Source organism: Actinophytocola sp. KF-1 (assembly GCF_054661535.1).
This window is the reverse complement of sequence record NZ_BAAFVK010000002.1, coordinates 249,371-274,088: the sequence shown is the minus strand read 5'-3', so window position 1 is coordinate 274,088 and position 24,718 is coordinate 249,371. Positions and strand designations below refer to the sequence as shown.

At 71.3% G+C, this 24,718-nt stretch carries 23 protein-coding genes; 12 read left to right on the top strand and 11 right to left on the bottom strand.

Going from position 1 to position 24,718, the window contains the following annotated elements; all coding sequences use genetic code 11:
• The 8 genes from ACYQ77_RS07040 to ACYQ77_RS07005 form a co-directional block, all read right to left on the bottom strand.
• The gene (locus ACYQ77_RS07040) at nt 1–774 is read right to left on the bottom strand and encodes an ATP-binding cassette domain-containing protein (RefSeq protein ID WP_459708614.1); all 774 of its coding nucleotides are present in this window, start codon (nt 772–774) and stop codon (nt 1–3) included.
• The gene (locus tag ACYQ77_RS07035; protein ID WP_459708612.1) at nt 774–1,820 is read right to left on the bottom strand and encodes an ABC transporter substrate-binding protein; all 1,047 of its coding nucleotides are present in this window, start codon (nt 1,818–1,820) and stop codon (nt 774–776) included. Before ACYQ77_RS07035 ends, ACYQ77_RS07040 begins: the two co-directional genes overlap by 1 nt.
• Before the next feature lie 14 nt (nt 1,821–1,834).
• The gene (locus ACYQ77_RS07030) at nt 1,835–2,437 is read right to left on the bottom strand and encodes a histidine phosphatase family protein (RefSeq protein ID WP_459708611.1); all 603 of its coding nucleotides are present in this window, start codon (nt 2,435–2,437) and stop codon (nt 1,835–1,837) included.
• Nucleotides 2,434–3,444, bottom strand: coding sequence for a 2-hydroxyacid dehydrogenase (locus ACYQ77_RS07025; protein ID WP_459708609.1), 1,011 nt, complete (start codon nt 3,442–3,444; stop codon nt 2,434–2,436). Before ACYQ77_RS07025 ends, ACYQ77_RS07030 begins: the two co-directional genes overlap by 4 nt.
• Complete coding sequence (locus ACYQ77_RS07020) at nt 3,441–4,871, bottom strand: FGGY-family carbohydrate kinase (RefSeq protein WP_459708607.1); 1,431 nt, start codon at nt 4,869–4,871, stop codon at nt 3,441–3,443. Before ACYQ77_RS07020 ends, ACYQ77_RS07025 begins: the two co-directional genes overlap by 4 nt.
• Nucleotides 4,862–6,307 (bottom strand): FGGY family carbohydrate kinase, encoded by a 1,446-nt coding sequence (locus ACYQ77_RS07015; protein ID WP_459708606.1) that lies wholly within the window; start codon nt 6,305–6,307, stop codon nt 4,862–4,864. Before ACYQ77_RS07015 ends, ACYQ77_RS07020 begins: the two co-directional genes overlap by 10 nt.
• A gap of 111 nt (nt 6,308–6,418) precedes the next feature.
• Nucleotides 6,419–7,216, bottom strand: a complete 798-nt coding sequence (locus ACYQ77_RS07010; protein WP_459708604.1) for a DeoR/GlpR family DNA-binding transcription regulator — start codon at nt 7,214–7,216, stop codon at nt 6,419–6,421.
• A complete protein-coding gene (locus tag ACYQ77_RS07005) occupies nt 7,206–8,099 on the bottom strand; it encodes a LysR family transcriptional regulator (RefSeq protein ID WP_459708602.1) in 894 nt (297 codons plus the stop codon). Before ACYQ77_RS07005 ends, ACYQ77_RS07010 begins: the two co-directional genes overlap by 11 nt.
• 61 nt (nt 8,100–8,160) lie before the next feature.
• Between ACYQ77_RS07005 and ACYQ77_RS07000 the strand changes: the two genes are divergently transcribed.
• The 10 genes from ACYQ77_RS07000 (at nt 8,161) to treZ (ending at nt 20,287) form a co-directional block, all read left to right on the top strand.
• Nucleotides 8,161–8,661 (top strand): nuclear transport factor 2 family protein, encoded by a 501-nt coding sequence (locus ACYQ77_RS07000; protein WP_459708600.1) that lies wholly within the window; start codon nt 8,161–8,163, stop codon nt 8,659–8,661.
• Between the two features lie 86 nt (nt 8,662–8,747).
• Nucleotides 8,748–9,320, top strand: a complete 573-nt coding sequence (locus ACYQ77_RS06995) for an XRE family transcriptional regulator (protein WP_459708599.1) — start codon at nt 8,748–8,750, stop codon at nt 9,318–9,320.
• A 10-nt stretch (nt 9,321–9,330) separates the two neighbouring features.
• The gene (locus tag ACYQ77_RS06990) at nt 9,331–9,822 is read left to right on the top strand and encodes a GNAT family N-acetyltransferase (RefSeq protein WP_459708597.1); all 492 of its coding nucleotides are present in this window, start codon (nt 9,331–9,333) and stop codon (nt 9,820–9,822) included.
• Nucleotides 9,823–9,951: 129 nt separating this feature from the next.
• Entirely contained in the window at nt 9,952–10,134 is a 183-nt protein-coding gene (locus tag ACYQ77_RS06985) for a hypothetical protein (RefSeq protein ID WP_459708596.1), read from the top strand.
• Between the two features lie 212 nt (nt 10,135–10,346).
• A complete protein-coding gene (locus ACYQ77_RS06980) occupies nt 10,347–11,006 on the top strand; it encodes an endonuclease V (RefSeq protein WP_459708594.1) in 660 nt (219 codons plus the stop codon).
• 301 nt (nt 11,007–11,307) lie between these two features.
• Nucleotides 11,308–11,646: a hypothetical protein gene (locus tag ACYQ77_RS06975; RefSeq protein WP_459708593.1), complete on the top strand. Its 339-nt coding sequence runs from the start codon at nt 11,308–11,310 to the stop codon at nt 11,644–11,646.
• Nucleotides 11,647–11,658: 12 nt separating this feature from the next.
• Nucleotides 11,659–13,452: a 4-alpha-glucanotransferase gene (gene malQ, locus ACYQ77_RS06970; protein ID WP_459708591.1), complete on the top strand. Its 1,794-nt coding sequence runs from the start codon at nt 11,659–11,661 to the stop codon at nt 13,450–13,452.
• Between the two features lie 81 nt (nt 13,453–13,533).
• Complete coding sequence (gene glgX / locus ACYQ77_RS06965) at nt 13,534–15,675, top strand: glycogen debranching protein GlgX (protein WP_459708590.1); 2,142 nt, start codon at nt 13,534–13,536, stop codon at nt 15,673–15,675.
• A 41-nt stretch (nt 15,676–15,716) separates the two neighbouring features.
• Complete coding sequence (locus tag ACYQ77_RS06960; protein WP_459709740.1) at nt 15,717–18,578, top strand: alpha-amylase family glycosyl hydrolase; 2,862 nt, start codon at nt 15,717–15,719, stop codon at nt 18,576–18,578.
• Nucleotides 18,575–20,287 carry a malto-oligosyltrehalose trehalohydrolase gene (gene treZ / locus ACYQ77_RS06955; RefSeq protein WP_459708589.1) on the top strand — a complete coding sequence of 571 codons (1,713 nt, stop codon included), beginning with the start codon at nt 18,575–18,577 and terminating at the stop codon, nt 20,285–20,287. Before ACYQ77_RS06960 ends, treZ begins: the two co-directional genes overlap by 4 nt.
• On the opposite strand, the gene ACYQ77_RS06950 is transcribed toward treZ, so the two are convergent.
• Together ACYQ77_RS06950 and ACYQ77_RS06945 are read right to left on the bottom strand one after the other, a co-directional pair.
• Nucleotides 20,274–21,239: an SDR family NAD(P)-dependent oxidoreductase gene (locus ACYQ77_RS06950; protein ID WP_459708587.1), complete on the bottom strand. Its 966-nt coding sequence runs from the start codon at nt 21,237–21,239 to the stop codon at nt 20,274–20,276. The two genes, treZ and ACYQ77_RS06950, sit on opposite strands and share 14 nt — an antisense overlap.
• A 33-nt stretch (nt 21,240–21,272) precedes the next feature.
• Nucleotides 21,273–22,559 carry an MFS transporter gene (locus tag ACYQ77_RS06945; protein ID WP_459708585.1) on the bottom strand — a complete coding sequence of 429 codons (1,287 nt, stop codon included), beginning with the start codon at nt 22,557–22,559 and terminating at the stop codon, nt 21,273–21,275.
• A gap of 328 nt (nt 22,560–22,887) precedes the next feature.
• On the opposite strand from ACYQ77_RS06945, the gene ACYQ77_RS06940 reads away from it, so the two are divergent.
• Nucleotides 22,888–23,517, top strand: a complete 630-nt coding sequence (locus ACYQ77_RS06940; RefSeq protein ID WP_459708584.1) for a hypothetical protein — start codon at nt 22,888–22,890, stop codon at nt 23,515–23,517.
• Between the two features lie 207 nt (nt 23,518–23,724).
• Entirely contained in the window at nt 23,725–23,892 is a 168-nt protein-coding gene (locus ACYQ77_RS06935) for a hypothetical protein (RefSeq protein WP_459708583.1), read from the top strand.
• 110 nt (nt 23,893–24,002) lie between these two features.
• Here ACYQ77_RS06935 and ACYQ77_RS06930 read toward each other — a convergent pair whose 3' ends face one another.
• The gene (locus tag ACYQ77_RS06930; protein ID WP_459708581.1) at nt 24,003–24,659 is read right to left on the bottom strand and encodes a peptidylprolyl isomerase; all 657 of its coding nucleotides are present in this window, start codon (nt 24,657–24,659) and stop codon (nt 24,003–24,005) included.
• Nucleotides 24,660–24,718: the final 59 nt, after the last annotated feature.

Sequence of the window (24,718 nt, the reverse complement as noted above, 5' to 3'; positions counted from 1 at the left end):
TCAGTCATGGGTGTTCCTCCGCGCGCGTTGCGTCGCCACGTTGTCGGCCGCGCCGGTGATCGCGGCCACCAGGTCCTCGGTGGACACGCCGGCCGCGTCGAACTCGCCGTTGTTGCGGCCCAGCCGCAGCACCACGATGCGGTCGGCGACCGCGCGGACGTCCTCCATGTTGTGGCTGATCATGATCACGCCGAGGCCGCGCTCACGCAGCCGCTCGATGAGGTTCAGCACCTCCGCGGTCTGCTCGACGCCGAGCGCGGCCGTCGGCTCGTCCAGGATGATGATCTTCGGGTCGCCGAGCAGCGACCGCGCGATCGCGACGGTCTGCCGCTGGCCACCGGACAGCGACGCCACCGGCACGCGCACGGTCGGGATCTTCGCCGACAGCTGCCGCAGCAGCTCCCACGACCGGGTCTCCATCGCGACCTCGTCGAGCCGCCCGCGCCGGATCTCCCTGCCCAGGAACAGGTTCTCCACCACGTTCAGGTTCTCGCACAGCGCGAGGTCCTGGAACACGGTCGCGATGCCGAGCGCGTGCGCGGCCGCCGGGCTGCCGATGGTCACCGGCTCCTCGGCGAACATGATCGTCCCCGCGTCCGGCCGGTGCACCCCGGACAGCACCTTGACCAACGTGGACTTCCCGGCGCCGTTGTCGCCCACGATCGCGACCACCTGACCGGCGGACACGTCGAGGTCGACGTCGGTGAGCGCGGCGACCGCGCCGAAGTTCTTGCTGATGCCACGCAGCGACAGGACGGCGGTGTCCGTGAGCATCAGGCCACCCCGTGCTCCGCGCACGCCGCCGCGTACTCCTTGACGCACACCTCGGACGGCTTGATCTGGTCGGACTTCGACAGCACGTCCGCGATGTTCTCGAGCGTCACCACGGTCGGGTCGAACAGCTGCGACGGCGTGTCGAACAACGTCGTCTTGCCCTCGGGCTTCTCGCCCTTGACGAACCGGTACGCGACCTCGGCGGCCGCCTCCGCGACGATCTTGATCGGCTTGGAGATCGTGTTGTACTGGTCGCCTGCCACGATCCGCTGCGCCGCTGCGACCTCGAAGTCGTTGCCGGTCACCGGCGGCACCGGGTTGACCCCGGCGGCCTTGAACGCGGCGATCGCGCCACCGCCCGTGCCGTCGTTCGCGGCCACCACGCCGACGATCTTGTCACCGAAGCGGGTGATCTGGCCCGACACCCAGTCCTGTGCCTTCGACGGCTGCCAGTCCGGCGTGTCGTACTCGGCGAGCAGCTCGAACCCGCTGTCGTCGACGGCGGCGTGGATGCCCTTCTTGATCAGCCCGGCGGCGGCGTCCGTCGGGGAGCCGTTGACCTGCAGGATCCCGCCCTTCGCGCCGGTCTCCTTCAGGTGCTCCACCAGCGAGTCGCCGATCGACTTGCCGATCTTCTCGTTGTCGAACGAGATGTAGTAGTCGGCCGGGGTCGTCGGGATCGGCCGGTCGTACGCGATGACCGGCACGCCCTGCGCGCGGGCCGTGTTGACGATGGACGCCGCGGCCGTCGAGTCGACCGGGTCGATCACGATGGCCTTCACGCCCTGCGCGAGCGCGGAGTTCGCCTGCTGCTGCTGGCGGGACGCGTCGGCCTGCGCGTTCTGGTAGATGACCTCGCAGTCGGCGCAGAGTTCCTTCATCTTCGCCTTGAACAGCGGGCTGTCGTACAGCTCGTAGCGGGTCGAGGCGATGTCCGGCATCAGGAAGGCGATCTTGGCGCCCGCCGCGTCGCCGCCGCCGTTGCCGGACGAGCAGGCGGAGACGACCAACGCGAGCACCGCGACGAGGACCGGGAGTCGGCGCATGGAGGTGGGTCCTTTCAAGGCTGGCGGTTCATGGAGCGGATGGCGGCGGGCAGGGCCGGACCGGCGGGCAGCCGGATCTCGGTGAGCGCGACGTTCTCCAGCAGGGGGAAGACATGCCGGTAGTGCGCGACGGGCAGTCCGATGAGGACACAGAGGCCGATGCGGAACAGGCTGCTGTGCGCGACGACGAGCACGGTCCCGTCGTGTTCGGCGTCGACCGCGCGCAGCGCGGCGGCACACCGCTCCCCCGCTGCCCGCAACGGTTCGGCGTTCGGGAACGCGTTGGCCTCCGGGTTCTCGCGGAACCGGCGAACCGCTTCGGGGTCCATTTCGGACAACGTGTGGCCCTCGAGGTCGCCGAAGTCGACCTCGCGCAGGTCGGGGCGCAGGTGCAGCGGGACGCCGAGCGCCTCGGCGGCCGGGGTCGCGGTGGTGACGGCACGCCGCTGCGGCGAGCTGACCACCACGTCCACGCCCAGCGCGACCGCGGCCTTCGCGAGCTGCTCCGCCTGCCGCAGCCCGCGGTCGGTCAGCTCGGGTTCGCTGCGGCCACCGGCGTACCGGTTCTCCGCGTGCCACACGGTTTCCGCATGACGCGCGAGCAGCAGACGACTCACGACAGCACCTCCGGGTTCGCGCAGTGCAGCGGTGGTTCACCGGCCAGCCAGCGGGCGGCCTCGACGCCGACCATGCGGGCGGCCCGCGCGGCGACGGCCCGGCTCGCGCCCGCGAGGTGCGGCGTCATCACCACGTTCGGCGCCTCCCGCAACGGGTGCCCGGCGGGCAGCGGCTCCTCGTCGTACACGTCGACCGCCGCCGCGAACAGGTGGCCGTCGGTCAGCGCCTTGGCGAGCGCGTGGTAGTCGAGCAGGCCGCCGCGCGCGCAGTTCACGAGCACCGAACCGGCGGGCATGAGAGCGATCTCCCGCGCGCCGATCATGCCGCGCGTCTCGTCGGTGAGCCTGGCGTGCAGTGAGACCACAGTGGACCGGCGCAGCAGCTCGTCCAGCGGCACCGACTCGACGTCCGCGTACGGGTCGGCCACCAGCACCGTCGCGCCCATGGCCCGCAACGCGGCGGCCACGCGCGACCCGATCGCGCCGTACCCGACGAGGCCGATCGTGCTGCCCGCGATCTCCAGCCCGGTCTCGTCGTAGGCGAACATCGCGCTCTCCCACCGCCCGGCCACGACGGTCTCGTGCGCGACGGGGATCCGGCGCATCGCGGCGAGCATCATGCCGATCGTGTGCTCGGCGGTCGACTCGGCGTTGCGGCCGGGCGCGAACGTCACGGCGACCCCGTGCTCGGTGGCGGCGGCGAGGTTCGCGTTGACCGGGCCGCCGCGCGACACGGCGAAGAGCTCCAGGTCCGGGCACGCGTCGAGCACCCGGGCGGTCAGCGGCGCCATCTGGGTGAGGCACACCTTCACGCCCCGCAGCGCCCCGATGAGCGCGTCCTCCACATCGGACGCCTCGTCGACCTCCGCGACCGTGCCGAACGGCACGTGCGGCCACGGCAGCTCCAGCGTCCGCACGTCCCACGCGCCCGGCGCCAGCTCGGCCGCCAGCAACCGGTTCAGCACGAACCGGTCACCCGCCAACAGGATCGGTTCTGGCACAGTCATCCCTTCCACCAGCCGCGTTCGGTGAGCGCGGCGACGAACGACTCGTACGCGGGCATGAGGTCGGCGTGCCGCGTCAGGTCCGGCTCCAGCGTGCGGCGCACCCGCACGAGGCGCTTCGCCGCGGCCGGGATGTCACCCGTCCGCGCCCCCGCCGCGAGCACCGCCATGCCCAGCGCGGGTTCGGGGTTCACCGGGAGGCGCACCGGTACACCCAGCACGTCGCAGCGCAGCTGGTTCCACCACTCGTTGCGCGCGCCGCCGCCGGTGAACGTCACGGTCCCGCCCACGTCCGCGCCGGCCGACGCCAGCAGCTCGAACGACAGCCGCTCGACGTGCGCGACGCCCCTGCACACCGCGGCGAACACCGTCGCCGAGTCGCCGGTCAGCGGCCCGTCGCCGAGGAAGCCCCGGGCCTGCGGCGCCACGAACGGGAAGCGCTCGCCGTGCCCGACGAGCGGGTAGCACAGCGGCACGTCCCGCACCTGGGCCGCGGCGGCGGTCAGCGCGTCGAGGTCCGCGCCCGGGAAGAGCGCGCGCACGGCCCCGGCGCCGGTGCTCGACGCACCCCCGGGCAGCCACAGGTCGCCGTGCGGCGCCCGGTGCGAGTACACGGCGCCGGTCGGGTCGTGCGGCAGCGACGTGCTGACCCCCTTGAGCGCCAACGTGGTGCCGAGCACGGAGTTCCACTCGCCGACGTCCAGCGCACCGGCCGCGAGCTGCGCGGCGCACCCGTCGGTCATGCCGGCGACCACCGGCGTGCCGACCGGGAGCCCGGTGCGCGCCGCCGCCTCCGCGCACACCTCGCCGAGCACCGTGCCGGGCCGGACCACCCGCGGGAGAACGCTCTCCGGCACGTCCAGGGCGGCGAGCACGTCGCTGGGCCAGCGGTCCTCGATCAGGTCGTAGCCGGTCTTCAGCGCGTGGCTGGCGTCGCTCGCGACGGGGTGGCCGACGAGCGCGGCCGTGACCACGTCGGGCTGGTGCGCGAGCCGCACGCCCGGGCCGAGCAGGCCCTTGTCCCGCCACCACAACAACTTCGGCAGCGCCCACGCCGGCTGCATGCGGTAGCCCAGACGTGTCCACAGCGCCGCGCCCGCGTCCTGCGCCTGCCGGGCGAGCGCTCCCGCGCGGGCGTCGTCGTACATCAGGCCGGGGGTGCGCGGGGTGCCATCGGCGTCGGTCAGCAGGACGGTCCCGGAGGTCGCGCACACGGCGACGCCGCCGACCTCGCGACCACGCAGGTCCAGCTCGGCGAGCGCCTCCGCGGCCAGCACCCACCACGCGTCGGGGTCCTGCTCGTGCCGGGTGCCGGAGCGGGTGCCGCGCAGCGGCCGCTTCGCCGCCGCGACGGTCCTGCCGTCGTCGTCGACCGCCAGCGCGCGGATGCTCTGGGTGCCGACGTCGACACCGACCCAGGTCACCGCCACCGCGCCCACCTGGTCGCCGCGAGCGCGCGGGTCTCGAGGAACTCGGCGTGCGCGGCGTCGTACCGGGATCGTGCCCCGGGGTCGGGTTCGTACCGGGCCGACGGCCGGACGAGCGCGGCCGCGGCGGTGGTCAGGTCAGGGTACTCGCCGAGCGCGGTGAGCGTGTACACGAGCGCGCCCTTCGCACCCACCTGCGTGTCCTCGGTGGACACCGTGGGCACACCGGTGATGTCCGCGATCAGCCTGCACCACAGGGCGCTCGCGGCGCCGCCGCCGCACAGGCCCAGCTCGACCGGTCGGCCGGGGGCCGCGTCGAGGCAGTCGCGGATGACGTGCGCGAGCCCTTCGAGGACGGCCCGCGCGAGGTGGGCGCGGCCGTGCCCGAACAGCATGCCGGTGACCAGGCCGCTCGCGGCCGCGTCGAGGAAGGGCGCGCGCTCTCCCGCCGGCGACAGGTAGGGCAGCACGCGCAGCCCGTCCGCGCCCGCCGGTGCCTGCGACGCGAGCCGGGTGACCTCGGCGTGGTCGGACAGGCCGAGCAGGTCGACGAGCCAGTCGACCACGCCCGTGCCCGCGAGCGTGGGGAACGACCGCATCAGCAGGCCGGGCACGCCGAAGTCGAGCGTGAGGCCGGACGGCTCGCCGGTGGTGTCGGGGGCCTCCACCAGCATCTCCGTGCACAGGGTCGTGCCGAGGATGCAGGTCGCCTGACCCGCGGCCGTGGCGCCGGTGCCGAACGCGGTGGTCACGATGTCGTACGGCGCGAGCACCACGGGCGTGCCCGCCGGGAGGCCGAGTTCGGTGGCGGTCAGCGGGTGGACCTGGTCGGTCAGCAGCTCCGGCAGGACGGCCGGGTCGATGCCGTACAGGTCGGTGAGGTCGGTCGAGTACGTGCCGTCGTGGATGTCGAGCCAGGGCGCGGACGCCTCGGACTTCTCGATGCCGCGCACGCCGGTGAGCTGCGAGTACAGCCAGCCGCCGCAGGTGAGGACGGTGTGCGGGCGGGTCTCGCCGATGCTGCGGAGGATCGCGTTCGGCAGGCCGGCGTTGGTGAGGGAGCCGTTGATCCGGTAGGCCCGCTCGAGGGTGCCGTCGGCGCGCCAGCCGCGGACGACGTCGGCGGCGCGGCCGTCGTTCCAGAGGACCGCGGGGCGCAGCGGTTCGCCGTCCGCGCCGACGAGCCACGCGCCGTCCCCCTGCGCGGTGACCGCCAGCAGCCGCACCGGGCGGCCGACCCGCGCGACCGCCTCCCGCACGGTCGCGACGACCGCGGCCCACACCTCGTGCATGTCCTGTTCGCACTGCTCGCGGGTGGGGTGGCGCACCTCTGTGTCGCGCCGGGTGACCACCAGTTCCCGCCCGTCCGCGTCGAACACCACGGCCTTGATGACGGTCGTGCCCGCGTCGACACACACCGCGACTTCGCTGTCTGCCACGTGCGGTATTACAAGCGCGTCACCGAGAACTTCGCAACTTTTAACATTGATCTTGATCTGCCATCGGCGAATCCCCAGGTTGAAACGTTTGACGGGTCGCCGAACTTCACATCACTTAGCAACGACGTCGATCGTGGCACCACGGGCCCGCTCCCGGCGGACCACCTGTTCCGGCGTCGCGTCGTCGACCACGACCCGGTCCAGTTCCCGCAGCCCGACCAGCCGGTGCAGCGCGCGGCGGTCGAACTTCGTGTGGTCGACGAGCGCCACGCTGCGAGCCGCGGACGCGATCAGCGCGCGCCGGGTGATCACGGTGTCGAGCGACTGGATGTAGCAGACGCCGTCGGCGACCGCGGTGGTCGACAGGAACAGCAGGTCGTAGCGCAGTCCGGCCGCGGCCTCGGCGGTGGCCTGGCCGAGGAAGGAGTCGTAGGCGGCGTCGTAGCGGCCACCGAGCCCGATCAGCTCGATGCCGGGTTGCGCGGCGAGCGCGCGGATGACCGGCAGGAAGTGCGTGACGACGGTCAGCGGCGCCTTCTCCGGCAGCAGGCGCGCGAGCACGAGCGAGGTGGTGCTGTCGTCGAGCGCGACCACCTGCCCGGACTCCACTTCGGACCGCAGCACCTCGCGGGCGATGGCGAGCTTCGCGTCGACCTGCGCCCGCATGCGGTGCTCGAGGTCGCCGTGGAAGGTGGTGGTCGGCGCGCTGGTGGCGCCGCCGCGGACCTTGTGCAGGAACCCGAGCCGCTCCAGCTCGTCGAGGTCGCGGTGGACGGTCATGATGCTGACGCCGTAGTCGCGGGCCAGCGTGTCGACGCGCACGAACCCGGCCTCCGCGATCTGCCGCCGCATGGCGACACGCCTCAGCTCGGGGTTGCGCCGCGCGCTGTCCGGAAGCTCACTGACCACGGCCATCAGCATGCACCAGGCCCCGGACGACCCGCACGAACTCCCCGGCCAGCGGGTTGACCGGCGCGCGCGGCCAGGCGAGCACGATCCGCAGCGGCTCGACGTCGGTGATCGGCAGCCACACCAGGCCGGGGTGCCGGTAGTACTCGGCGATCGACGCGGACCCGACGCACACCGCGGTCCCGGCGGCGACGTGCTCGAGCATCTCGTCGGCGTTGTCGTTCTCCGGCCCCCACACGGGCTCCGACCCGTCGGGCCGCGGGTTCACCGCCCACCAGTCCACCCACTCCGCCGGGGCCTTCCTGGTCCACACGATCGGCTCGTCCCGCAGGTCGGCGATGCTCACGTGCTGCCGCGCGACCAGCGGATGTGTGGCCGCGACAGCGACCAGCCGATCCTCGGTCTCGACCGTCTCACTGTGCAACCCACTGAGGTCGGCGGGCAGCCACACGAACGCCACGTCGGCGAGGCCGTCGCGCAGCGCCCGCGGCTCGCCACCCCAGTCGAACCGCTTGGGCTCGACCGTCGCCCCCGTCCGCTCGGCGAACACGGCCCGTGCCCGGCGCGCGAGCGCCCCACCACCCGCGACGACGAACCCGAACCGCAGCACGTTCCCGTCGGCCGCGGCGGTGGCCCGGACCAGCCGGGTCGTGTGCTGCCAGTCGGCGAGGTGCCTGCGCGCGGCGGCGAGCAGGTGCTCCCCAGCCGCGGTGAGCCGGACGTCGGGCCGGGTGAACAGCTCCACCCCGAGGCGCTGCTCGAGCTGCCGGATCTGCCGCGACAACGAAGGCTGCGCGACGTAGAGGTCCCGCGCGGCCGCGGTGAAGCTCAACCGCTCCGCGACCGCGACGAAGTACCGCAGCACCCGCGTGTCGACATCCATGCCCGAAACGTATGGGCACAGGTATTGGCCTCGGGTGAGGTCGCGCCGGTTGCCTGGAGACATGCCGACACGACGACAGATCATCGCCGCCGGTGCGACGACCGCCGCCGCCACCGCGCTCACCACCGGCACCGCGGACGCGGCAGCCACGAACCCCAACATCAGGTTGATCCAGGAGTACTACGCGGCCTACGCGTCAGGTGACCTGACCGCGCTGCGCCGCTTCTTCCACCGCGACATCCGGTGGACGATCCCCGGCCACCACCCGCTTTCCGGCACGAAAGAGGGCGTCGACGAGGTGCTCGCGTTCTTCGCGGCGTTGGGCCGCGCGGGTTTCCGCGCCGAGCTGTACGCGCTGGCGGCCGACGGCGACTGGGTGATCGACCTGCACCGCGGCTGGAGCACCACCCCGGAGGGCCTCGACATCACGTGGGTGCTCGCGTTCCGCATCGCGGGCCGCGAGATCGTCGAGGCGATCAACTTCGCGGGCGACCAGCACGCCGCCGACGCGTACTTCTGGCGCACGTTCCCCCTGGCGCCGCTACCCGGGAGGTTCGAGTGAGGCACCCGCTGCCCGCGCCCCCACGGCGGGCGGTCGGCACGAGCTGGGCGCCACCGCCGGGAGCCTGACTGGACAAGACTGGCGGCATGACCGACACGATCACGGCCGCGCTGGCGGAGGTCGGGCCCCGGCTGCGACGGCTGCGCAACCGGCGCGGCGTCACGCTCGTGGAGCTGTCCGCGGCGACCGGCATCTCCAAGAGCACCCTGTCCCGGCTGGAGTCCGGGCAGCGCAGGCCGAGCCTGGAACTGCTGCTGCCGATCTCCGTCGCCCACCAGGTGCCGCTCGACGAGCTGGTCGGCGCGCCGGTGGTGGGCGACCCGAGGGTCCGCCTCGTGCCGAGGCGGCAGGACGACCGCGTGGTCGTGCCGCTGACCGGGCACCCCGGCGGGCCCATGGCGCAGAAGATGGTCTTCCCGCCGGGCAGGGCCGTGGAGCAGAAGACCCACGTGGGCTACGCGTGGTTCTACGTGCTGTGCGGCCGGGGCAGGCTGCTCCTCGGCGAGCACGACATCGCCATGTCCCCGGGTGAGGCCGCCGAGTTCGACTGCCACGTGCCGCACTGGTTCGGCTCGGCCGACGACAAACCGGTGGAGGTCCTCATCCTGTTCGGCAAACAGGGTGAGCGGATGCGCGTCCGGGCGAGGCCGGCCGGGTAAGTTGACGTGCATGGCTTGGCTGCCCGACGACTTCACGCATCCCACCTGTGTGCCCGTGCTCGACGGCTACCACCTGAAGCCGATCAGTGCGTCTCATACTGAGATCGACTACCCGGCCGTGATGGGCTCGCGCGAGCGGCTGTGGCAGATCTACGGCGAGGCCTGGGGCTGGCCGCCCGCCACGATGACCATCGAGGAGGACCGGGCGGACCTGGCCAGGCACGAGCGCGAGATCGCGGCCCACGAGTCGTTCAACTACGCGCTGCTGAACCTCGACGAGAGCGCCCTGTTCGGCTGCGTCTACATCGACCCGCCGGAGAAGGCGGGCGCGGACGCGGAGATCAGCTGGTGGGTCGTCGACGAGAAGGTCGGCACCCCGCTCGAGGACGCGCTCGACATCCTCGTGCCGAGGTGGATCGCGCGGGTCTGGCCGTTCGAGAAGCCCAGGTACCTCGGCAGGGACCTCAGCTGGGCCGAGTGGCTGGCCCTACCCGGCGCCTGACCCCTTACCCAGGCATCCCGACGCCCTCCGAGGCCCGGGGTAAGGGGTTTGGTGCGTGATCGTCCGATGCCCGGACCCCGGCCTCAGGACGACTCTTCTCCTTGTCACCGAAACGAGGAGAAGAAACCGATGTTCACCACGCAGGAAGCCGTCAACGCCGAGATCAGCTACCGCCTCGAGCAGGCCCGCCACGCGGCGCGCGGCGCGCAGGTCCGGCGCCCGTCCTTCGTCCGCAGGCTGTTCACGAAGAGGTCGCCGAGGGCCCGGTCCTCGGTGATCACCCGGGGCAGGCCGCTGTCCGCACGCATCTGACGTCCGGCAGCGGCACCTCGCGACCCTCGTCGTCGACGAACGCCACGCCCGGCGGGCGGTCGTCGACGGAGCGGCGCTCGACGGTGGGGCCGGGTCGCCCACTGTTGCAGCGCCCCGGGCACCACCCGCGGGTCCGCACGGTCCGCGCGCGCTGGTCCGGGCCGCTGCCGGACCTGTACCCGGACGTGGCTCGAGGCCGATATCGTCGCCCGGTGCTGGTACCGCCCACCGTCGAGGAGGCCGTCGCGCTGCAGTCGGCGCTGGCCCCAGCGGTGATCAGGACCCCACCGCCGGGCTTCGCGCCCCGCACGGCGACGGGCCTGGACGTCGCGTACGCGGTCGGCTCGCCGGTGGTCGCGGCGGCCGTGGTGACGGTCGACGTCGCGTCCGGTGCGGTGCTGGAGTCGGCGACCGCGGTCGGCGAGGCGTCGTTCCCGTACGTGCCGGGCCTGTTCGCGTTCCGCGAGCTGCCCGCGCTGCTGGAGGCGCTGTCACGCCTGCGCACCACCCCGGACCTGCTGGTCGCCGACGGCCACGGCCTCGCCCACCCGCGCCGCTTCGGGCTCGCGTGCCACCTGGGCGTGGAAACCGGTCTCCCCACGATCGGCGTAGCGAAAACCCCGATGGGTGACTACGACCCACCCGCCCAGACACGCGGCGCGACCACCCCCGTGGTGGACGGCACCGAAGAGGTAGGCGCCGCCCTGCGCACCCAACCAGACGTGAAACCAGTCTTCGTGTCGATAGGCCACAAGATCGACCTCCCCACGGCCCGCACCCTGACCCTCGCCCTCTCCCCCCGCTACCGCCTCCCGGAAACCACCCGCCAGGCCGACCACCTGAGCCGAACCACCCTGAAAACCCACACATAGCGGTCACGCCCCCACCTCGCGAGTCACGCTCTCGAACACACCGAGTTGTCGGTTTCGTGCAGGTGCCGCGCGCCGGGCATGTGCACGAAACTGACAACTCGGTGTGCCTGCGAGCGCGACTCGCGAGGTCTGGGGGCGAGACTCGCGGTGTGGGGGGCGTTAACTCTGTGTGTCGGGGGTCAATCATTTGGGTTTGGACTGGGTTATCGGGTTCAAGAGTGCGAGGATCGGGGTATTCGGGCACGCCGCGGGACTGTCAGGGGCCCCTGCCGGCATCGCCTGAACAAGCTGGAGGGTCGCGGTGACCAAGCAACAGTTGTCCGTGCAGTCCCCAAGACGAGTCCCACCCGTACACAAGCGGCCGCTGCCCGTGCCGGGCGAGCGCCTCGGCCGCGCCGTCGACGTCGTGCTCACCCGGTTGGGTGCGGGCGACGCTGACCTCACCCAGCTCGACGACGTCCTGCGCACCGCGCTCGCGTGGACCGCGGCCGCGGGAGAGACCTGCCGGATCGCCACCGCCGTGCGGCAGGTGCGCGACGCCCGCATCAGCCTGCACCAGGCCGACACCGAGCACGCCAGGTCGGCCCTGCTCGCGGCCCGTGACGACCTGCACGCCGTGCCGAACCAGCGCATGCACTGACATCCTTACCGGATGGATCAACAGCTGAGTGCGCTCGCCCGCGCGCACGGAGTTGCCACCTGGTACGAGAACGCCGACCGCCACCGGGTCGAGGTGGCGGACGACGTCGTGCGTGCCGTGCTCGCCGAGATGGGAGTGGACGAGAGCACTCCGCCGCCACCCAAGGTGAAGGTCGTCCGTGAAGGCCCGGACACTCCCCCACTCGGGTATCACCGGCTCGATGACGGTCAGGAGCTGATCGTCACGCCGCGTCGCCTCGCGCCGGTCGATCCGGCGTGGGGCTGGATGCTGCAGCTGTACGCGCTGCACTCACCCGGCTCGTGGGGCATCGGCGACTACGCCGACCTGCGCGACTTCACGAACGCCTCCGGCGCGGGCGTGGTCCTCGTCAACCCGGTGCAGGCCATCACGCCCGCCCTGCCCGTGCAGCGGTCCCCGTACTCGCCGTCGAGCCGCCGCTTCGCCAACCCCATCTACCTGCGGATCACCGAGCTCGACGAGTTCCACCGCGCCGACCCCGCCACCAGGGACGCTGTCGCCGCGCTCGCCCCGCCGCACACCGAACTGATCGACTACGACGCCGTGTGGACCGCCAAGCACCGCGCTCTGGAGCTGCTGTGGCCGGGCACCGCCGAGGACGTGCCGGACGACCTGCGCGACTTCGCCACGTTCTGCGCGCTCACCGAACGCCACGGCCCCGACTGGCGGCAGTGGCCCGCCGACCTGCGCCGCCCGGACAGCCCGGCGGTGGCCAGGGCACGCGCGGAGCTGGCCGACCGCGTCGCGTTCCACGCCTGGCTGCAGCGGCTCTGCGAACGCCAGCTCACCGCCGCCCGCGACGCCACCACCGCGAAGATCGTCCACGACCTGCCGGTCGGCGTCGACCCGGCCGGCGCGGACGCGTGGGCGCTGCAGGACGTGCTGGCCTCGGACGTCACCGTCGGCGCGCCGCCGGACGCGTTCAGCCAGCAGGGCCAGGACTGGAACCTGCCGCCGTTCCGCCCGGACCGGCTGGCGGCGACGGGCTACCGGCCGTTCCGCGACGTGATCCGCAGCGTGCTGCGGCACGCCGACGGCATCCGCGTCGACCACATCGCGGGCCTGTTCCGGCTGTGGTGGATCCCGCCGGGTCGCCCGGCCAGCGAGGGCACGTACGTGTACTACGACGCCGACGCCATGCTCGGCATCCTCGCGCTCGAGGCGCACCTGGCGGGCGCGATGGTCGTCGGCGAGGACCTCGGCACCGTGCCCGACGAGGTCACCGACGCCATGCACGACCGGGGCGTGCTCAGCTCGTCCGTCCTGTACTTCGAGCGCGACGACGAGGCACCGGGCGAGCCGCTGCTGCCGCCGAAGCGCTGGCCCGTCGACGCCATGGCGAGCATCTCGACCCACGACCTGCCGACCACCACCGGCTTCCTCCGCAAGGAGAACGTGCGCGTGCGTGCCGAGCTGGGCCTGGTCGGCGACCCGGACGGCGAGTACGCCCGCGCGGAGGCCGCGAAGCAGGAGATGCTGGCGGCACTGAACGCGCACGGCCTGCTCCCGGACGACCCGGCGGAGGAGGAGCTGGTCGTCGCCTTGCACCGGCTCCTGGCGACGGCCGCGAGCCGTCTCCTGCTCACGTCACCGCAGGACGCGCTCGGCGAGCCACGTCAACCCAACCTGCCCGGCACGGTCGACGAATACCCGAACTGGCGAATACCGCTCCCCCTGGAGGTCGACGACCTGCTGGCGCATCCCACATTGGTGGCCTCCGTCGCTGCGCTGCGTGACGCGCGGCCTGGCGGGGTATCACCCCACTGACAGTCCGTTGGCGGTAGCGCCACAACACCGGCGCTCTACGGTGGTAGAGCACAGAATCGATTCTTTTCGTGAGGAGCAGGCGTGCAGCCCTGGCCAGGTTCTCCCTATCCGCTCGGCGCCACCTACGACGGTGCCGGCACCAACTTCGCGTTGTTCTCGGAGGTCGCGGAGCGGGTCGAACTGTGCCTGTTCGACGAGAACGGCAACGAGACCCGCGTCCGCCTGCCCGAGGTCGACGGCTTCGTCCACCACGGTTACCTGCTGAACGTCAACCCCGGCCAGCGCTACGGCTACCGGGTGCACGGCCCGTACGACCCGGCGCAGGGCCTGCGGTGCAACCCGAACAAGCTGCTGCTGGACCCGTACGCGAAGGCCGTCACCGGTCAGGTCGCGTGGGACCAGGCGGTGTTCGGCTACAACTTCGGTGAGCCGGAGAGCCGCAACGACGAGGACTCGGCCGGGCACACGATGCTCGGCGTGGTGGTGAACCCGTTCTTCGACTGGGCGAACGACCGGTCGCCGAACATCCCGTACAACGAGACGGTGATCTACGAGGCGCACGTCCGCGGCCTCACCAAGCTGCACCCGGACATCCCGGAGGAGCTGCGCGGCACGTACGCGGGGCTCGCGCACCCGGTGATGATCGACTACCTGAACACGCTCGGCGTCACCGCGGTCGAGCTGATGCCGGTGCACCAGTTCCTCCACGACCACGGGCTGATCGAGAAGGGCCTGCGGAACTACTGGGGTTACAACACGATCGCATACTTCGCGCCGCACGCCGAGTACGCCACGCACTCGGCGGCGGGCAACCAGGTCCAGGAGTTCAAGGCCATGGTCCGCACGCTGCACGAGGCGGGCATCGAGGTGATCCTCGACGTGGTCTACAACCACACCGCCGAGGGCAACCAGCTCGGCCCGACGCTGTCGATGCGCGGCATCGACAACGAGGCGTACTACCGGCTCGTCGAGGACGACAAGCGGTACTACATGGACTACACGGGCACCGGCAACTCGCTGAACGTGCGCAACCCGCACACGCTGCAGCTGATCATGGATTCGCTGCGGTACTGGGTGAACGAGATGCACGTCGACGGCTTCCGCTTCGACCTCGCGGCGACACTGGCCCGCGAGTTCTACGACGTGGACCGGCTGTCGACGTTCTTCGACCTGGTGCAGCAGGACCCGGTGATCAGCCAGGTGAAGCTGATCGCCGAGCCGTGGGACGTCGGTCCCGGCGGCTACCAGGTGGGCAACTTCCCGCCACTGTGGACGGAGTGGAACGGGCAGTACCGGGACACGGTCAGGGACTTCTGGCGGGGCGAACCGGCCACGCTCGGTGAGTTCGCGTCACGCATCACCGGTTCGTCGGACCTGTACCAGGACGACGGTCGCCGCCCGTACGCGTCGATCAACTTCGTGACCGCGCACGACGGGTTCACGCTCAACGACCTGGTGTCGTACAACGACAAGCACAACGAGGCGAACGGCGAGGACAACCGCGACGGCGCCAACGACAACCGGTCGTGGAACCACGGCGCCGAGGGCCCGACCGAGGACGAGAAGATCACCGAGCTGCGGGCCCGCCAGCGCAGGAACATGATCGCGACGCTGCTGCTGTCGCAGGGCGTGCCCATGCTGCTGCACGGCGACGAGATGGGCCGCACGCAGCAGGGCAACAACAACGCGTACTGCCAGGACAACGAACTGTCCTGGGTGGACTGGTCGCTGCTGGAGACCAACGGTGACCTGGTCGATTTCGTGACCGGCGTGGTCGACCTGCGGCACAGCCACCCGGTGTTCCGGCGCCGCCGGTTCTTCGCGGGCCGGCCGATCCGCAAGGGCGAGGAGCTGCGCGACATCGCGTGGTTCACCCCGGCGGGTGAGGAGATGTCCGACGAGGACTGGGAGTCGGGCTTCGGCCGGTCCATCGTGGTGTTCCTGAACGGCGAGGGCATCCCCGACCTGGACCGCAGGGGTGAGCGCGTCACCGACGACTCGTTCCTGATGTGCTTCAACGCCCACGACGACGAGATCGAGACGAAGCTGCCGGACGGCAGCTACGGTGCCGAGTGGACCATCGTGGTGGACACGTGCACCGGCGAGGTGCTGGAACCGAACGGCGGCGGCACGGGCGAGAGCCGCACGTTCGAGGCGGGCACCGTGGTGCCGGTGCCCGCCCGGTCGCTGATCGTGTTGCAGCGCACGAGGGCCGGCGAGTGATCGCGTCGACCTATCGCCTGCAGATCAGCCCGGCGTTCACCATGGACGCCGCCGCGTCCGTTGTGGACTACCTGGCCCGCCTTGGCGTCTCGGCGATCTACACGTCCCCGCTGCTGACGGCGTCACCCGGCTCGACCCACGGCTACGACGTGGTGGACCCGACGAAGGCCTCCCCCGAACTGGGCGGTGAGGAGGCGCGCGGGCGGCTGGTGTCGGCCGCGCGGGCCGCGGGTCTGGCGGTGGTGGTCGACATCGTGCCGAACCACATGTCGGTGGAGGTGCCGTCGGCGAACCCGTGGTGGTGGGACGTGCTGCGGCACGGCCCCGAGTCGCGGTACGCGTCGTACTTCGACGTCGACTGGTCGCGCGGGCCGATCCTCCTGCCGGTCCTGGGCTCGGATTCGCTGGACGACCTGTCCGTGCGCGACGACCGCCTCGTGTACTACGACCACGAGTTCCCGCTGGCGCCGGGGACGGCGGGCGGGACTCCGCAGGAGGTGCACGAGCGGCAGCACTACCGGCTGGTGAACTGGCGCGAGGGCAACGCCGGGTTGACGTATCGCCGGTTCTTCGACATCACGACGCTGGCGGGCGTGCGCGTGGAGGACCCGGCGGTCTTCGAGGCGACGCACGGTGAGGTGCTGCGGTGGGTGCGGGCCGGGGAGGTGGCGGGCCTGCGGGTGGACCACCCCGACGGGCTGGCCGACCCGGGCGCGTACATGCGCAGGCTGCGCGCGGAGGCGCCGGACGCGTGGCTGGTGGTGGAGAAGATCCTGGCGGTGGACGAGTCCCTGCCCGCGTCGTGGCCGGTCGACGGGACGACGGGGTACGACGCGTTGCGGGAGGTCTGCGGAGTTTTCGTCGATCCCGCGGGCGAGCACGCGTTGACCGCGTTGGCGGCGAACCTTGGTGGGGGCGGCCTCCGGCCCCCCGATCACCAGCGTACCGGCGAGCACCGACAGGAATCGGCGTCCGGAACCGAGGCTGTGGACAACCCACTGGGAACGGTTACTGGCACCCCGACCGCGGAAGACGCCGCGCACGAGGCCGCTCTCGCGGCGGAGCGCGGCCTCCGGCCCCCCGAAATCCAGCGTACCGGCGAGCACCGACAAGAATCCGCCGCCGGAGCCCAGGCTGTGGACAACCCGCAGGGAACGGTTGCTGGCACCCCGACCGCGGAAGACGCCGCGCACGAGGTCGCTCTCGCGGCGGAACGCGGCCTCCGGCCCCCCGAAATCCAGCGTACCGGCGACCACCGACAAGAATCCGCAGCCGGAACCGAGGCTGTGGACAACTCGGGCGCACGGGGAACGCTCGCCGCGAGTCATGGCCTTCGATCCCCCGCGGCGGCGAGCATCCAGACCGAGGAAGAGGCCGCCCTCGCGGCGGAACGCGGCCTCCGGCCCCCCGAAATCCAGCGTACCGGCGAGCACCGACAGGAATCCGCGGCCGGAGCGGGCGCTGTGGACAACTCCAGTGCCGGGTCCGCGCCTGTGGACAACTCCCCGGAACTGTCGGTCCCTTCCGGTAGCGTGGAAACCGGGGGCCGGAGGCCGACCCTCCACGAGGTCGAGACCGAGTGCCGGCGGCTCATCACGCGTACCTCGCTCGTCGCCGAGATGCGGCGGATCGCCGCGCTCGCGAACGTGGCGCCCGAGGCGATCGCCGAGATCATGATCGCCTTTCCCGTCTACCGGTCCTACCTTCCCGAGGGCCACGACCACTGGACGACCGCCGTCGCCGCCGCGAAGCGGGGCAACCCGCACCTCGCCGCTGACATCGACACCGTCGACCACGCCGTGCGCAGCGATCCGCGCGGGGAGCTGGCCACCCGCATCCAGCAGACCTCCGGCATGGTCGTCGCCAAGGGGGTCGAGGACACCGCCTTCTACCGGTGGAACCGGTTCGTCGCGCTGAACGAGGTCGGTGGTGCGCCCGACCGGTTCGGCGTCACGCCCGGCGAGTTCCACACGCGCGCCGCCGCGCGGGCCGCCGGGTGGCCGCGCACCATGACGACACTGTCCACTCACGACACCAAGCGGTCCGAGGACGTCCGGGCGCGGCTCGCCGTGCTCTCGGAGATCCCCGACGAGTGGGCCGCGACGGTCACGCGGTGGTCCGGCAAGCACGGCATCGACGAGCCCTCGCTGAACAACCTCGCCTGGCAGTCGCTCGTCGGCGCCTGGCCGATCAGCGCCGACCGGCTCCGCGCCTACCTCGACAAGGCCGCCAAGGAGGCCAAGGTCCGCACCTCGTGGACCGACCACGACGAGGACTTCGAGGCCGAGATCCACGCCTGGCCGGACCGGGTGATCGAGGACCTCGGCGACGAGGTCGAGGCCTTCGTGGCGCGGATCGCCGGGCCCGGCTGGTCGAACTCGCTCGGCCAGAAGATCGTCCAGCTCGCCGGGCCGGGCATCCCGGACGTCTACCAGGGCACCGATCTGTTCGACCTGTCCCTTGTGGACCCCGACAACCGGCGGCCGGTCGACTTCGCCAAGCGGCAGCGGTTCCTCGGCCGCCTCGAGGACGGCTGGCTCCCCGACGTCGACGACACCGGCGCCGCCAAGCTGCACGTCGTCCGGCAGGTGCTGCGCCTGCGCCGCGACCGGCCCGACCTGTTCACCGGCTACCGCCCGCTCGCCGCGGCGGGCCCGGCCGCCGAGCACGTGCTCGCGTTCGCGCGCAGCCCCGAACTGGTCGTCGTCGCGACCAGGCTGCCCGCCACGCTGGCCAGGACGGGGTGGCGGGAGAGCGTGCTCCCCCTGCCCGCCGGCCCGGGCAACTGGCGCGACCTGCTCACCGGCAACCCCGTCGACACCGGCCCCGAGCCGCGCTGCGCGGTCCTCGCCGACCTGCTCTCCCACTACCCCGTCGCCCTCCTGCTGCGAGGAAACCGTTGAGCCACTTCTCCGTCTGGGCCCCCGAACGCGACCGCGTGCGCCTCCGGATCGGCCCGGCCATCCACGACATGACCCGCGACGACGGCGGCTGGTGGCACGCCGACGTCCCCGGCACGGGCGACGGCACCGACTACGCGTTCCTCCTGGACGACGACGACACCGCGCTCCCCGACCCGCGTTCCGCCTGGCAGCCCGCGGGCGTGCACGGCCCGTCGCGCCGCTACTCGCACGACGCGTTCGACTGGACCGACGACCGCTGGACCGGGCGAGCGCTCGCAGGCAGCGTGATCTACGAGCTGCACGTCGGCACCTTCACCGAGCAGGGCACGTTCAACGCCGCGCTCGAGCGCCTCGACCACCTCGTCGACCTGGGCATCGACTTCGTGGAGGTGCTGCCGGTCAACGCGTTCGACGGCACCGCGGGGTGGGGGTACGACGGCGTCGCGTGGGGCGCGGTGCACGAACCCTACGGCGGCCCGGACGCGTTCAAGCGCTTCGTCGACGCGTGCCACCGCCGCGGTCTCGGCGTGCTGCTCGACGTCGTCTACAACCACCTCGGCCCGTCCGGCGCCTACCTCGACCGGTTCGGCCCGTACTTCGCGGGCCGCACCATCTGGGGTCCCGCGCTCAACCTCGACGGCCCGCTCTCCGACGAGGTCCGGCGGTACGTCATCGACAACGCGCTGGGCTGGCTGCGCGACTTCCACGTCGACGGCCTGCGCCTCGACGCCGTGCACGCACTGGTGGACAAGGGCGCGACGCACCTGCTGGAGGAGCTGGCGTCCGAAGTGGACGCACTGGCCGCCGGGCTTCGGAAACCGCTCTCCCTGATCGCCGAGTCCGACCTCAACGACGCCAAGCTGGTGACCTCCCGCGACGCGGGTGGCTACGGCCTGACCGCCCAGTGGTGCGACGACATCCACCACGCGCTGCACGTCGCGCTCACCGGCGAGGTCGAGGGCTACTACACGGACTTCGGCGCGCCGGGCGCGCTGGAGAAGACCCTGGAGCACGCCTTCTTCCACGCGGGCACCTGGTCGTCGTTCCGGCAGCGCACGCACGGCCGCCCGTTCGACCGCTCCCGCGTGTCCGGCCACCGCTTCCTCGCCTACCTGCAGAACCACGACCAGATCGGCAACCGCGCGCAGGGCGACCGTCTCACCGCGACGATCTCCCCGGCGCGTCAGCTGTGCGGCGCGGCGATCGTGCTGACGTCGCCGTACACGCCGATGCTGTTCATGGGCGAGGAGTGGGCGGCGAGCTCGCCGTGGCAGTTCTTCGCGTCCTTCGAGGACCCGGAGCTGGCGCGGGCGGTGCGCGACGGTCGCCGCGAGGAGTTCGCCGAACACGGCTGGGGTGCCTCGGAGGTACCGGACCCGATGGACGTGGCGACGGTCGTGCGGTCGACGCTGCCGTGGGGCGAGCTGGCGGACCCAGCGCACCGGGAGGTGTACGACACCTACCGCGCGCTGATCGCCTTGCGCCGCGAGCACCCCGAGCTGGCCGATCCGCGCCTGGACCGCTACCGGGTGGAGCAGGTGGACGGTGCGCTCGTGCTGCACCGCGGTGCGCTGCGGGTGCTGGTGAACCTGGGCACGACCACCGCGGAGGTCACAGTGGACGGTCCGGAGCCGCTTCTCGGCACCGCGGAGGTCCGGGACAAGGGCGTCACCCTCGCCCCGGACACCTTCGCCGTCATCCGCGTGTGACGGCGTCCACCCCGGTCAGCTCCACCGAGTACGCCCACAGCCGGGCGGCCTCGTCGGGGTCCACCGCGTACGGGTAGACGCCCTTGGCGGTCATCTCGTCGCTCTCCCGGATCCCGGCGACGTCGCAGTCCTCGAGGAACAGGCCGCCGAGGTCGGCGAGCTGCGGCGACGTCGCGGCCCACACCTGGGTCGCGGCGCCCTGCTCCGGTGTCTTGAACCGGCCGGGGATGTCGTTGCCGTTCTCGTCCAGGACGCCGAGGGCGATCAGCTCCTCCTGCGTGAGGTGCCGCTGCAGCGGCGTGTGAATGCCGCCGGGGTGCAGGGAGAACGCTCGGACACCCTGGTCCTTGCCGAGTTCGTCCAGGTGGACGGCGAAGAGCGCGTTCGCGGTCTTGCTCTGCCCGTAGGCCTTCCACTTGTCGTAGCCGCCGGTGAACATCACGTCGTCCCAGCGCATGGCGGAGTGCCGGTGCGCGGCGGAGGACACGGCGACCACGCGCGCCCCCGGGGAGAGCGCTCGCCACAGCCGGCCGACGAGCGCGAAGTGGCCGAGGTGGTTGGTCGCGAACTGCGCCTCCCAGCCCGGCCCGACCCGCGTCTCCGGGCACGCCATGATCCCGGCGTTGTTGATCAGGATGTCGATACCGCGGCCGGAGGCGAGGAACTTCTCGGAGAACGCCGCCACGGAGGCCAGATCCCCGAGGTCCAGCTCCGCTACCTCCACATTGGACAGTCCGGCGAGCGCGGCGGCCGCGGTGTCGGTGCGCCGGGCAGGCACGACGACGAAGGCGCCCGCGTGCACGAGCGCCTTCGTCGTCTCGATGCCGATCCCCGAGTACCCACCGGTGACCACCGCCAGCTTGCCGGTCAGGTCGATCCCGTCGACGACCTCGGCCGCCGTGCTGGTGAAACCGAATCCCGAGCCGATCTTGTGCTGGTCAGTTGCTGCCATACCGCGACGGTACGACGTGGAGCACGCTCCAGGTCAAACCCCGGCCTTGAGCTTCACCGGCGCCATCTGCGGTTTGGTGTCGATGCCCGGAATGCCGTCGCCGCGGATGGAGCACGCCCGCGTCTCCGGCACGAACCACAGCGCGATCGCACCGACCACGCAGGCGGCCATCATGTAGTAGGCGGGCATGAGCTGGTCGCCGGTGGAGTTGATCAGCGCCTGGTTCACGGCGGGCGCGGTGCCGCCGAACAGCGACGTGGACACGTTGTAGGCGATGGCGAAGCCCGCGTACCGCACCTTCGTCGGGAACATGGCCGGGAACATCGCCGAGATCGTCGACAGCTGCGGCACGTAGAGCAAGCCCAGGACCGCGAACGCGATGATCGCCGGCACGAAGCCGGTGCCCATCAGTTTGAACAGCGGGATCGCCAGCACGAACAACCCGATGATGCTGATCCACCACATGGTCTTGCGGCCGACCCGGTCCGACAGCGCACCGGAGAACGGGATCACGAGCATCATGGCGGTCTGCCCGATGATGATCAGGATGAGCGACGCCCGCGACGAGAGCCCGATCTCACCCTCGAGGTAGGTGGGCATGTACGCGAGCAGCGTGTAGTTCGCGATGTTGAGCGTGACCACCAGGCCCATCAGCAGGACCAGCGGCTTCCAGTACTTGAACAGGTCGCGCAGGTGCGACTTGGCCTCGTGGTCGATCTTGCCCGCGGCCTCCGCCTCGCGGAACACGGGCGTGTCCTCGAGCTTGCTCCGCAGGTAGAGCCCGACGAGGCCCATCGGCGCGGCGACGAGGAACGGCAGGCGCCAGCCCCAGTCGGCCATGTTGTCGGCGCCGACGATCAGCTCGGTGATCAGCACGAGCGTGGCGCCGAGCGTGAACCCGGCGAGCGTGCCGAACTCGAGGAAGGACCCGAAGCGGCCGCGTTTGCGATCGGGGGCGTACTCGGCCATGAAGGTGGCCGCGCCGCCGTACTCGCCGCCGGTCGAGAAGCCCTGGATCATCCGGAGCACGATCAGGCCGATCGGCGCGAGGATGCCGATGGTGACGTAGCCGGGGAGGATGCCGACGCAGAAGGTCGCCGCGGCCATGAGCAGGATCGTGGTCGCGAGGACCTTCCGCCTGCCGAGCCGGTCGCCGAGCGGTCCCCACACCATGCCGCCGAGCGGGCGGATGAGGAAGGACACCGCGAAGACGAGCAGACTGCCGAGTGTGGACGCCGTCTCGTTCTCGCTCGGGAAGAACGCGTCACCGATGTAGACCGCGGTGTACGCGTAGACCCCGTAGTCGAACCATTCGGTCATGTTGCCGATAGCGGACGCGGATATCGCCCGTCGCAGTGTCTTGGCATCGGGTTCCGCCACCCGACCGGCAGTGCCGTCCGCATGAGCCGACGTCATGATTTCCCTCCGACCTGGGCAAACGCCTGCCCCCACCAGAGCGCAGGCGTAGCTGACCGGACGGGTGTACCCCCATCCGGACCAGTGAAACGCTCCCAAGTGGACGCGTACCCGAAGTGACCAAACCCGGGCGGCGTCCCCTAGGGGGAGGATCGAGGGCCTTCCCCGGATGTGGCGTGCCGCACGCGGTGCCACGGTTTTCCCCGCCACCGGAACAAGGGGAGAACCGTCCATGATCAGAACCGCGTTCGTCGCCGCGCCGTTGTTCCTCCTGCTCGGCGTGCTGGGCATGAAGCTCGGCTGGAAACCCCACCCCGATCTGGACTGGACGATCGCGCTCCCCCTGTGGACGGCCGCACACCTCGCGTACGTCATCGGCAACCTGGCGATGTTCGTCGTGATCGCGACTCTCTGGTCGCGGGTCCGGGACGCGGCCCGACTCCGGCTCGAGCGGGTCGTGGTCGGCGCGGTCGCACTCGCCGGGGTCGTCGGCACGGTCGCGATGACCGGTCAGATGGTGATTGACCTGATTGTCGGATTCCGCGCGGGGGCGCGGAGCGAGATGTCCGCGATCTCCCGCTCGATCCAGGAGCTACCCGGATTCGAGGCGTTCTTCTACGGCGCCGTCCCGGCTCTCGGTCTCACCGGTGTCGCGCTACTGGCCGTGGCCTCGGCGGCGCGGCGGCAAATGCCGTACTGGGCCGCGGCGGCGTTCTTCGCCGGCGCGCTGCTGATCGGCTCCGGCAGCACCGTGCTCATGATCATCGGCGGCCTGACCTCGTGCGTCGCGCTGCCCGCCATGGTGCGACCGGGGCGGGCCGCACCGGCGGCAGCTGCCGGTCGTGTCGCGGTTGTATCCTGATGGGATTCGGCTCGTAAATCCTGTCGGCTATTGCCGGTATCTTTTGGTGCCATTTGACAATTGCCCCGCGCACTTGCATCGGCACTAGCGAACACGGATTGTCATGCTGTTATCCTGATGCCCGCCGTCCGGGTGACACCACTCGCGACGGAGTTCCGAATGTCGCATCATGAGACACACATTCCGCCGATTCTTCAGGAGAACGCGATGTCCGAACCCTCGCACCGCGCGATATCGGGCTACGTGAACGACGACTGCATCTGGACGTACTCCGTGTACGACCAGAACAGCCGCGCGTGGCTGGACGTCAGCCAGAACCGGCACGAGGCCGAGCAGTACGCGGCCCACCTCCCCGAACCGCGACACGGCGACTAATCCATAGTCGACGCCGCATGGGACGAGTTCGTGTCAACGTGACGCGCATCTCGTCCCGACATCCGGGAAACGCTGACGATCTGCTCGGATAAATCAGCGCATCCCATTTGTCACCGCAGTTGGAATGCGAAGTGGATCCGTACGGGGTACTTCGGTAGTCCATCCGTCGCGCCGTCGGCAATGCCGGCGGCGACGATGCGGTCCAGGGTCGCCATGCCGTGCGTGACCCGGCCGAGCACCGAGTACGCGGGCGCGATGTTCGCGTGCGAGTGCACGATGAAGAACTGGCTGCCGTTGGTGCCGGGCCCCTGGTTGCCCATCGCGACCGTGCCACGCGGGTAGGTCTCGGCGCCCGTCACCTCGTCGGCGAACCGGTACCCGGGCCCGCCCTCCTCGACGCGGTGGATGTCGCCGCACTGGAGGACGCCGAGGCGCGCGGAGTTCGTCAGCCGGAAGCACTGCGTCGCGTTGTAGAACAGGCTCCGCACCAGGTGCGTGAAGTTGTGCACCGCGCAGGACGCGTTCCCCCGGTCGAGGTCGATCACCACCGGGCCGTAGTTGGTCCGCAGGTAGACCGTGGCCGTCCCACGGGTGGACGCCACCGGCCGCGGCGGGCGCACCGGCTTGGCCGCCGGCTTGTCCGGGGTCGGGACGAACTCGCAGTGCTTGACCGGCGGATCGGCGGGTGCGGCAGCGGCCGCCGACACCGGCGCGACCACGCCCAGCAAGCCGACGGTCACGGTGAGGATCCCTCGCAGCAGCTTCATGCACTCGCACCCTACTGGTGTCGCGATGTGGTGAGGAACACTTCCACAATCGGTTTAGC